This window comes from Pseudovibrio sp. W74, assembly GCF_001623085.1.
GTDB lineage: Bacteria > Pseudomonadota > Alphaproteobacteria > Rhizobiales > Stappiaceae > Pseudovibrio.
The window spans coordinates 40,599-50,657 of record NZ_LMCJ01000023.1 but is presented as its reverse complement, the minus strand read 5'-3'; the positions used below and the strand labels follow the sequence as shown (position 1 = coordinate 50,657).

General features: G+C 50.7%; 11 protein-coding genes. All 11 read left to right on the top strand.

Annotated elements, in window-relative coordinates:
* Window positions 1–109 precede the first annotated feature (109 nt).
* A complete protein-coding gene (dctP, locus tag PsW74_RS17540; RefSeq protein ID WP_057464136.1) occupies window positions 110–1,129 on the top strand; it encodes a TRAP transporter substrate-binding protein DctP in 1,020 nt (339 codons plus the stop codon).
* 78 nt (window positions 1,130–1,207) lie between these two features.
* Entirely contained in the window at window positions 1,208–1,771 is a 564-nt protein-coding gene (locus PsW74_RS17535) for a TRAP transporter small permease (RefSeq protein WP_063289780.1), read from the top strand.
* Between the two features lie 11 nt (window positions 1,772–1,782).
* Window positions 1,783–3,069 carry a TRAP transporter large permease gene (locus PsW74_RS17530; RefSeq protein WP_063289781.1) on the top strand — a complete coding sequence of 429 codons (1,287 nt, stop codon included), beginning with the start codon at window positions 1,783–1,785 and terminating at the stop codon, window positions 3,067–3,069.
* A gap of 13 nt (window positions 3,070–3,082) precedes the next feature.
* Window positions 3,083–3,523 carry a universal stress protein gene (locus PsW74_RS17525; protein WP_063289782.1) on the top strand — a complete coding sequence of 147 codons (441 nt, stop codon included), beginning with the start codon at window positions 3,083–3,085 and terminating at the stop codon, window positions 3,521–3,523.
* Window positions 3,524–3,531: 8 nt separating this feature from the next.
* Window positions 3,532–4,323, top strand: coding sequence for an ectoine utilization protein EutA (gene eutA / locus PsW74_RS17520; protein WP_063289783.1), 792 nt, complete (start codon window positions 3,532–3,534; stop codon window positions 4,321–4,323).
* On the top strand, window positions 4,320–5,333 hold the full coding sequence (gene eutB / locus PsW74_RS17515; protein ID WP_063289784.1) for a hydroxyectoine utilization dehydratase EutB: 1,014 nt from the start codon (window positions 4,320–4,322) through the stop codon (window positions 5,331–5,333). The genes eutA and eutB overlap by 4 nt, the downstream gene beginning before the upstream one ends.
* A complete protein-coding gene (locus PsW74_RS17510) occupies window positions 5,326–6,315 on the top strand; it encodes a cyclodeaminase (RefSeq protein ID WP_063289785.1) in 990 nt (329 codons plus the stop codon). The genes eutB and PsW74_RS17510 overlap by 8 nt, the downstream gene beginning before the upstream one ends.
* Before the next feature lie 9 nt (window positions 6,316–6,324).
* Window positions 6,325–7,332, top strand: a complete 1,008-nt coding sequence (doeB, locus tag PsW74_RS17505) for a N(2)-acetyl-L-2,4-diaminobutanoate deacetylase DoeB (RefSeq protein WP_208988048.1) — start codon at window positions 6,325–6,327, stop codon at window positions 7,330–7,332.
* A 13-nt stretch (window positions 7,333–7,345) separates the two neighbouring features.
* A complete protein-coding gene (locus PsW74_RS17500; RefSeq protein ID WP_244271778.1) occupies window positions 7,346–7,831 on the top strand; it encodes an Lrp/AsnC family transcriptional regulator in 486 nt (161 codons plus the stop codon).
* Window positions 7,832–7,920: 89 nt separating this feature from the next.
* On the top strand, window positions 7,921–9,396 hold the full coding sequence (locus PsW74_RS17495) for an NAD-dependent succinate-semialdehyde dehydrogenase (RefSeq protein WP_063289787.1): 1,476 nt from the start codon (window positions 7,921–7,923) through the stop codon (window positions 9,394–9,396).
* Window positions 9,397–9,408: 12 nt separating this feature from the next.
* Window positions 9,409–10,059 (top strand): aminotransferase class III-fold pyridoxal phosphate-dependent enzyme (locus tag PsW74_RS29825; RefSeq protein WP_244277872.1); only part of this gene is annotated, 651 nt, incomplete at its 3' end.

Sequence of the window (10,059 nt, the reverse complement as noted above, 5' to 3'; positions counted from 1 at the left end):
CCTGCCGACGTGGCAGTTCCTATGAGCAGTCACAGGCATTCACTGGAAACGGCGCGCAAGATGCCGAGTAAAACAGATATTCATCATGATGATTTTGGGGGAGGAATTAATGACAGGTATCTTTAAACGGGCGTTACAATCTTGCGCAGCGGTGGGGCTGGTTCTTGCTGCAACCGGAGCAGTGCAGGCTGATACATGGCGATATGCTTTTGAAGAAGCCATGACTGATGTTCAGGGCGTGTATGCTCAAAAGTTCAAAGCAGAAATTGAAGCAAACTCTGATCATGAAATCCAGCTGTTCCCTTATGGAACGCTTGGCGAGTCTGCTGATATCATGGAACAGACACAAGATGGCATCTTGCAGTTTGTTGATCAGTCTCCAGGCTTCACCGGCGCTTTGATACCGGAAGCACAAGTGTTCTTTGTGCCTTATCTCCTTCCTACAGATCAAAAGCATCTCGCTCGCTTCTACCGGGAAAGCAAGGCGATCAATGACATGTTCAAGCCGCTCTATGCTGAAAAAGGCCTTGAACTGCTGAACATGTTCCCCGAGGGCGAGGTGGCAATGACCACCAAGAAGCCGGTGAAAACATGTGCTGATCTGAATGAAGTCAAGTTTCGCGTAATGACCAACCCACTGCTGGTTGAGAGCTATCGTGCATTTGGTGCGAGCCCGACACCACTGCCATGGGGCGAGGTTTATGGTGGGTTGCAAACCAACCTTATTCAGGGGCAGGAGAACCCGACTTTCTTCCTCTATTCAACCAAGATCTATGAGGTCACCGATTACATCACATATGCGGGACACAACAATTTCACCACCGCGGTGATGGCAAACAAAGATTTCTTTGATGGCTTAAGCGCAGAAGATAAGGACCTGGTGGAAAAGGCAGCAGCTGCTGCATATGACCATACCGTCGTCTATCAGCAACAAGCCGCTGAAACTGAGCTTGCTAAGATCATGGAAGCCAAGCCAGAGATGAAAGTCACTGTTCTGACCGAAGATGAGCGTGGATGTTTCAAGGCAGCCGCGGCTGAGGTTGAAAAGACCTTCATCGAGATGACAGGTGATAGCGGCGCTGCAATCATTGCACAGATGAAAGCCGATCTGGCCGCGACTGCAGACTAACAGCCAGTTGTTATCGCGCAAAATATGTAGGGCGAGCACTCCTCGCCTTACACGCCTCATGTAATGCGGGACGGTGGAATGAGTGATCAGGCACAATCAAACTTGCCAGGCTTTTTGGGTGTTATTGACCAAGCGATCAGTCGGATTGAATCCGTCCTGCTTGCAGTCGGCGTTCTTTTGATGGCAGCAAACACGATCGCCAATGTAATCGGGCGTTTTGTGCTTGGAAATTCCATCTTCTTTTCCGAGGAACTGAACCGTATCTTGATTATTCTGATCACGTTCGCTGGTATCAGTTATGCAGCACGGCATGGGCGCCACATCCGCATGAGCGCCATTTATGACGGCTTGTCTCCTGGCTACCGTAAGATTCTGATGGTCCTGATCTCGCTGGTGACCGCAATTTTTCTGTTCCTGCTCTGTTATTACTCAATCAACTACATTGAAACACAGGCCACTCGTGGCCGGGTGTTACCTGCACTGCAAATTCCTGTTTGGGTGATATTGGTTTGGGTGCCCGTCGGTTTTTTCATGACGGGAACACAGTACCTGCTCACTGCCATCAAGAACTTGACTGCTCCCGATATCTATCTCTCGACCCACATGCTTGAGGGCTATGAAGAAGATGAGATCGAGGTCTGAAAGATAGTATCATGGCAGCAACAATATTCCTTTCGATGATTACTCTTCTTCTTCTTGGGTTTCCTATGATGATCCCTTTGATCGTCGGGAGCTTCATTGGGTTTTTGATGATGTTCGGTGATTTCGGGCAAATGGAAACCATGATCCAGCAAATGGTCGCAGGTATTCGGCCTGCATCTCTCATTGCTGTGCCCATGTTCATTTTTGCAGCAGATATCATGACACGGGGACAGTCCGCAGGCCGCCTGATTGATTTGGTTATGGCCTTTACGGGCCACGTGCGCGGTGGTCTTGCCATCTCGACAGCAATGGCCTGCACAATGTTTGGCGCAGTCTCAGGGTCCACACAGGCAACCGTTGTGGCTATTGGATCGCCCTTGCGTCCACGTATGCTGAAGGCCGGTTACAAAGACAGCTTCATTCTGGCGCTCATCGTCAATGCCAGTGACATTGCTTTTCTGATCCCACCATCAATTGGAATGATCATTTATGGCGTTGTTTCAAATACATCTATTGCAGAATTGTTTATCGCAGGTATCGGGCCGGGACTGCTCATCCTCGTTCTGTTTTCAATCTACAGCTACATTTACGCCGTCCGTAACCAAGTCCCAACTGAGCCTAAAGCCAGTTGGCGCGAGCGGTTGACCGCAGTCCGGCAGGCGCTGTGGCCGCTAGGTTTTCCGGTAATCATTATTGGTGGCATTTATGGCGGCATCTTCAGCCCTACAGAAGCGGCCGCAGTGTGTGTGCTTTATGCTTTGGTTCTGGAAGTCTTTGTGTTCCGCTCCATGACTTTGACTGATGTTTACAAGACAGCTCAATCAACCGGTTTAATTACCGCAGTGGTGTTCATTCTGGTCGGCGCAGGCGCAGCATTTTCCTGGATCATTTCTTTCGCTCAGGTCCCGCAGGAAATCCTGACTGCGATTGGCATTTCTGACATGGGTGCAATGGGTATCCTGTTTGTCATCTCAGCTGCATTTTTTGTTGGCTGTATGTTTGTCGACCCCATCGTCGTAATTTTGGTGCTGGTACCCATTTTCGCACCAGTTGTTAAGGCTGTCGGTTTGGACCCGGTGTTGGTTGGTACGATCATCACATTGCAGGTCGCCATAGGCTCAGCAACGCCGCCATTTGGATGTGACATTTTCACGGCCATCGCAGTGTTCAAGCGACCGTATGCTGAGGTTATCCGCGGGACGCCACCGTTTATCCTGATGTTGGTTGGGGTCGCCATTGCTCTGATCTTTTTCCCACAAATTGCGCTCTTTCTGCGCGACTTAGCTTTTGCCAAGTAACAAGGAGTACCCGATGTTCAAATCTATCCTTGTTCCATTTGATGGGTCTAAAGGGGCGGAACGAGCACTGCTCAAGGCCGTTGAATTGGCGACTGTTTGCGGCAACATCCCGCTCTCTCTTCTGACCGTTTACAAACATCATTCAATGTTGGAAGCATCCTTCGCAATCGTGCGCCCGGATGAAAATGAGAGCGTGGATGATGTGATGCGCAATCACGCTCGTGAAGTGGCAGAGCAGGGGAAGCAACTTGCCCTGAATGCCGGGTGTGCAAACATCCGCGCTTTTGCCAAATCCGGCCCAACAGCCCGCACGATTGTGGGCTTTGCAAGAGAACACCAAAACGATGTGATTGTTTTGGGGAGCAGAGGGTTGGGTTCAATCGAAGGATATTTGCTTGGCAGTGTCTCTCACAAGGTAACAGGCTTGGCGGAATGCCCGGTCCTTGTTGTTTAGGAGGGCACATGGTTTTTGATTGTCGTCCTAAGGCCTCTCTGGTTGAAGCCAACTTTGACGCCCGTTCAGTCAATAAACGGATAGGTCTGATTGTTTTGGCAACAGACCACACCAGCGAAGGGGATTTCGCACGCATGTGCGATCCTGATCAGATCGGCATTTACGCAAACCGGATCACCTATCAAAACCCAGGTACACGAGCGAATTTGCTGGCAACAGGTCCACGCCTGACAGAAGCTGCTTCACAGATATTACCTGGAGATGCATTGGACGTAATTGCTTACAGCTGTACGGCTGCTTCAGTTGTTTTGGGAAACGCAGTTGTCGGGGATTACTTGAAAGCTGGCAAATCTGACACCCCATTTGTGACGCCTAGCTCTGCAGCATTTGATGCGCTCGAAGCTTTAGATGCAAAACGGATCAGCGTGTTAACTCCATACTCTGCCAGTATTTCGCAGGAAGTGTTTCAGTACTTCGCCGATAATGGCCTTCAAATCGCCAGTGCAAACTATCTCGGTGTCGATGATGACCGTGAGATTGCGCGGCTTTCCGAGTCTACGATTATTGAGGCTGCCTGTGCAGCTATGGAGCCGAGTGCAGATGCATTGTTCATCTCGTGTACCGGGTTGAGGGCCGCAGTGTGCATTCAGAGGATTGAAGATCGGATTGGCAAGCCAGTGGTGACTTCAAATCAGGCAATGATCTGGCGTTGCCTCCAGCATCTGGACTCCGAGCAAGTCATACATGGTTTTGGCCATCTGTTCCAACACCCAATCAAAGATCGGATGAGCGCACAATGACGCAAAAAATAACCGTTCATGACAGTTTTTCTGCACGCCAAAAGATAATGGGGCACGTTAGAATGACCCCCTTGGTCAGCTCACCCAGCTTGAGCCAGATCTGCTCTGCAGAAGTGTTGTTGAAGCTTGAGCAAACGCAGATCACGGGAAGCTTTAAACTGCGCGGTGCGACAAATGCAATTTTGTCGCTCAACGCAGCTCAAAAAGAAGCTGGTGTCGTCGGTGTCTCAACTGGAAACCATGGTCGCGGTCTGGCTTATGCAGCCTCAAAAGCAGGGGTGCGTTGCATCATCTGTATGTCAAAACTTGTTCCGCAGAACAAGGTAGAGGCGATTCAATCGCTGGGTGCTGAAGTTCGAATAACCGGAAGTTCTCAGGACGATGCTCAGGCTGAAGTAGATCGGCTGGTAGAAGACGGAATGACGATGATCCCGCCATTCGACCATCGGGATATCATTGCAGGGCAAAGCACTGTTGCACTGGAAATTCTGGAACAAACGCCTGATCTGGATACGGTACTCGTACCAGTCTCGGGCGGTGGCTTAATTTCTGGAGTGGCTTTGGTGATGAAAATCATCAGTCTCTCAGTTCGTGTAGTTGGCGTTTCAATGGAACGCGGTGCCGCCATGTATAGCTGCCAGCGTGCAGGCAAACCGATCCTTGTTGAAGAAGTGCCAACACTCGCAGATTCATTGGGTGGTGGGATTGGGCTGAACAATGCCTATACCTTCGAAATGACACGGGATCTGGTAGATGACCTGATCTTGGTCAGCGAAGAAGAAATCGCAGAAGCCATTCGACACGCTTACTGGCAGGAACGTCTGGTGATTGAAGGCTCAGGCAGTGTCGGTATTGCTGCCTTACTCGCTGGAAAGATCAAAACACCCGGAAAGTGTGTGAGCCTCATTAGCGGACAAAATATTGATATGGCGCTGCATAAACGATTGATCGACGGCGAGAACGTCGATGTTGCTGCGCCGACCTCTGTGAATGGAAGCCTTTATGCCTGAGATTAATATCCTGACGGAGGCAGATCTGCGCTCTGCTGTTTCTTTGGATCTGGATGCTGTTGCATGTATAGAAAATGCATTTCGATTGCTTGCAACAAAAGACGTTGTAATGCCGCCTATCCTGAGCTTCCATGTACCTGAGCACAATGGGGAAGTGGATGTGAAGACTGCCTATGTTCCCGGCATAGACAGTTTTGCGATCAAAATGAGCCCGGGTTTCTTCGACAATCCCAAACTGGGTCTTCCAAGCCTGAACGGATTGATGGTGCTGTTTGATGCAAAGACCGGCATCGTCAAGGCGTTACTGCTTGATAACGGGTATCTGACTGATGTGCGCACAGCTGCCGCTGGAGCCGTCGCAGCCAAGCATCTGTCACGAGAGAACAGCAAGATTGCCGGTATTCTTGGAAGTGGCATTCAGGCCCGCCTCCAACTGCAAGCATTGACGCTTGTTCGTAATATTGAACGAGCTGTTATCTGGGGGCGCAACAGAGAAAAAGCTGCTGCTTGTGCTCGGGAGTGTTCAACTCAATTGGGAATTGAAGTCGTTGCTGGCAGCATCGCTGAGGTTATGGCTCAATCCGATATCGTCGTAACAACAACCCCCTCCAAAGAGCCCTTGATCAAGGCGGATATGATGCGACCTGGGCAGCATATCACCGCCATGGGATCAGATGCCGACTATAAATCGGAACTCGCGCCCTGCGTTATTCCAGGCGCCTCTGTTTTCGTTTGTGACCGCTTATCTCAATCCATCAAACAAGGCGAACTCCGTGCAGCGATAGCAGCTGGCACGATCAACAGTACTGAGATGTACGCGGAACTTGGACAAGTAATTTCTGGCCAAAAGCCCGGGCGGCAGTCGGACAAAGACATTACGGTTTGCGATCTGACAGGAACTGGGGTGCAAGACACCGCCATTGCCACCTTGGCCGGAGCCCGAGCTGAAGCCGTAAAAGCAGGCACAGCGATCAATAGTTGATCCGTGTGTATTAGGACGAAAATTATGCAGGCAAATCCCATCACGCCCACAATCCCATTGGATCAGGACGGCATTCATCATGGGTTTCTACGGTTACCCTATAGCCGTGATGACAGTGCGTGGGGCTCTGTAATGATCCCCATTACGGTCATTAAAAACGGGGAAGGGCCGACAGCGCTCTTAACAGGCGCAAATCACGGCGATGAATACGAAGGGCCAGTTGTCCTCCAGGAACTGACAGTTGCGTTGAAACCAGAGGACGTAACTGGTCGAATTATCATAGTTCCGGCCTTCAACTTCCCGGCATTTATGGCGGGAACGCGAACGTCACCCATTGATAGGGGAAACCTGAACCGTTCATTTCCCGGTCGTCCTGACGGAACACCAACCGAGAAAATTGCCGACTATTTTCAACGTTACCTGCTTCCTCTGACAGATGTCGCTGTTGACTTCCATAGCGGAGGTAAGACCCTTGATTTCGTGCCGTTCGCAGCAGCTCATATTCTGGAAGATAAGAGCAATGAGAAGGCCTGCTTTGACGCAATGGCTGCGTTCAACGCTCCTTACTCTGTTCAGCTCCTCGAAATCGATAATATAGGCATGTACGACACAGCAGTTGAAAGCATGGGCAAGGTTCTTGTGACAACAGAACTGGGCGGTGGTGGAACTGCGACGGCAAAAACCATCGGAATCGCACGCAAAGGATTGCGTAACGTCTTGATCCAGTTCGGTATCCTGCAAGGAGAAAAACAACTGGAGTCCTCCGTAAATTTGGGGATGCCAGGCGCAGATTGCTTTACATTTTGCGAGCAGGGCGGGCTATATGAACCTATGGTCGATCTGGGAGATCCAGTTGGAGAAGGTGACATTGTTGCCCGTGTTTGGCCGATGGACAGAACCGGTGTTGAACCAACCAGATACCACGCAAAGCGCAGCGGCATCCTCATCAGTCGTCATTTCCCCGGACTGATCAAATCCGGTGATTGTGCGGCGGTGATTGGCGTTCCTGAAGTGTGAGAGATATCAAAAGATGAGCATGCAACTTGATCAGCGTGATCTGGATATCCTGCGAATACTCTCAAATGAGGGCCGCATCACAAAAGCCGCTTTGGCGGACCGCATCGGATTGTCTCCAACACCTTGCTGGGACCGGCTGAAGAAGCTGGAGAAATCTGGTCTGATCGAAAGTTATGGTGCAAGGATTAACCTCAAAAAACTGGGGCCTCACGTCACTGTTTTCGTCGCTGCTGAACTGGTGGACCATACGGCTGCGAGCTTTTACGCCTTTGAAACAGCCATGCAGAACTACGAGGAGGTAGTGGCTTGCTGGGCATTAGGGGGCGGATTTGACTATCTGATACAGATCGTGACCAGAGACGTAGACGCCTATCAAAGGCTGATCGATACTATGTTGGATGCACGCATCGGGTTATCCCGCTACTTTACGTACATTGTGACAAAACCTGTAAAGGGAAATGCGGCACCTCCGTTGAATCTTCTTTTCGCAGCCGATTAGCAGACGATTATTCTGTAACGGACACTTCATTCGGTCACATCCTCCGCCAAAAACAGGCAAGTTTTGTTGTAGAGCAAGGAGGATGCGCCATGTCAGAAACAGCCTTGTCTGCACGGACGGACATTCAAGACAAAGCCCTAGTGCGTTCCTTTTCCTATATAAATGGGAAGTGGTGTGCTGCAAGAACAGATGAGACATTTGCGGTTATTGATCCAGCAAATGGGGATTACCTAGGGGATGTCGCAGGCCTTTCAGCAGATGAATCGTCTGCTGCGGTAACCGCAGCTTCAGATGCCTTTCCCAAATGGTCGGGATTACTACCGCAAGAACGAGCGTCTATTTTGCGACGCTGGTTTGAGCTTCAGCTTACGCACAAAGAAGATCTCGCACGGATCATGGTTCTGGAACAGGGCAAACCCTTGTCAGAAGCCCGTGGTGAAATCGAGTATGGTGCAGCGTTTGTTGAGTTCTATGCCGAGGAAGCCAAGCGTCCCAACATTGAAGGCGTCACCAGTCATCTTGCTGATGCAGAAGTGGAGCTCTGGCGGGAACCCGTTGGGGTTGCTGCCCTTATCACACCCTGGAACTTCCCAAGCGCGATGCTGACACGTAAAGCAGCCGCTGCCTTGGCTGCAGGCTGTACGATCGTTGCCCACCCATCAGCAGAAACGCCCTACAGCGCACTTGCCCTGGCGGAATTGGCTGAGCGAGCTGGAGTGCCCGCAGGTGTATTTAATGTGGTGACTGGCTCAGCTCCAGAAATTGTCGAGCCCTGGACCAGCGATAGCCGCGTGCGAGCGCTGTCCTTTACGGGGTCTACCCCTGTCGGCAAACTGCTTTATAGCCAATCCGCCTCCACCATAAAACGCCTTATCCTGGAACTTGGCGGACATGCTCCGGTTATTGTCTTTAAAGGGGCAGATCTGAAGAACGCGGTTGCTGAGGCCATAAAATCCAAGTTCGCAACATCCGGTCAGGATTGCCTGGGGGCGAACCGAATATTTGTTGAGCGTCCGATCTACGATGAGTTCTGCAGGAATTTTACCAAAGCCGCTCAATCTCTTTCCATAGGCCCTGGATTGGATGATCCGGATATTGGTCCGTTGATGAACGAAAAAGCTGTTCTGAAACAAGAAGAACATGTCGCCGATGCCGTTGCCAAAGGCGCAAAGATTGCCTGTGGGGGCACCCGACATTCATTGGGACCACTGTTTTTTGAGCCGACGGTGCTCATTGATGTGCCCGCAGAGGCTCTCATTATGCGTGAAGAGACCTTTGGGCCTGTTGCTGCGATAGCTCCTTTTGACAGTGAAGAGGAAGTCATCGCCCGCGCCAATGACAGTGAATATGGGCTGGTTGCTTATCTGCACAGCGATGATCCGCGCAGGATTTATAGGGTTAGCCGTGCTCTTCAATTCGGAATGGTTGCAGTCAATCGCACAAAGGTAACTGGCGCACCCATTCCATTTGGAGGCACCAAACAATCTGGTCTGGGCCGGGAAGGCGCACGACTGGGCATGGAAGAGTTTACTGAAGTTAAATACGTTTGCCGCGACTGGGCATAGGGGAGGAAAGTTATGTTACGAAACGATCAGCTGGCACAATGGGATCGGGAGAATTTCTTCCACCCTTCAACTCATCTGGCTCAGCACGCCCGAGGTGAAACGTCTACTCGAGTGATCAAGACTGCCTCAGGTTCTTACATAGAGGACCGTGAAGGGCGCCGAATGCTGGACGCGTTCGCCGGATTGTACTGTGTGAATGTAGGATATGGCCGTCAGGAAATTGCTGAGGCAATCGCCGAACAGGCCAAAGAGTTGGCCTATTATCACTCCTATGTCGGACATGGCACAGAAGCCTCGATCACACTTTCCAAGATGATTTTGGATCGTGCGCCGAGTAATATGTCTAAGGTTTACTTCGGGTTGAGCGGCTCAGATGCCAATGAAACCAACATCAAACTGATCTGGTATTACAACAATATTTTAGGTCGGCCGGAGAAAAAGCGAATTATCTCCCGCTGGCGTGGCTACCACGGTTCGGGTCTGGTTACTGGTTCGCTGACAGGCCTTGAGCTGTTTCATAAGAAGTTTGATCTGCCCGTCGAACAGGTCATTCATACAGAGGCTCCCTATTATTTCCGCCGTGACAATTTGGAGCAAAGTGAAGAGCAATTTGTCGCCCATTGTGTTGCTGAGTTGGAGGCTCTGATTGAGCGAGAAGGGGCC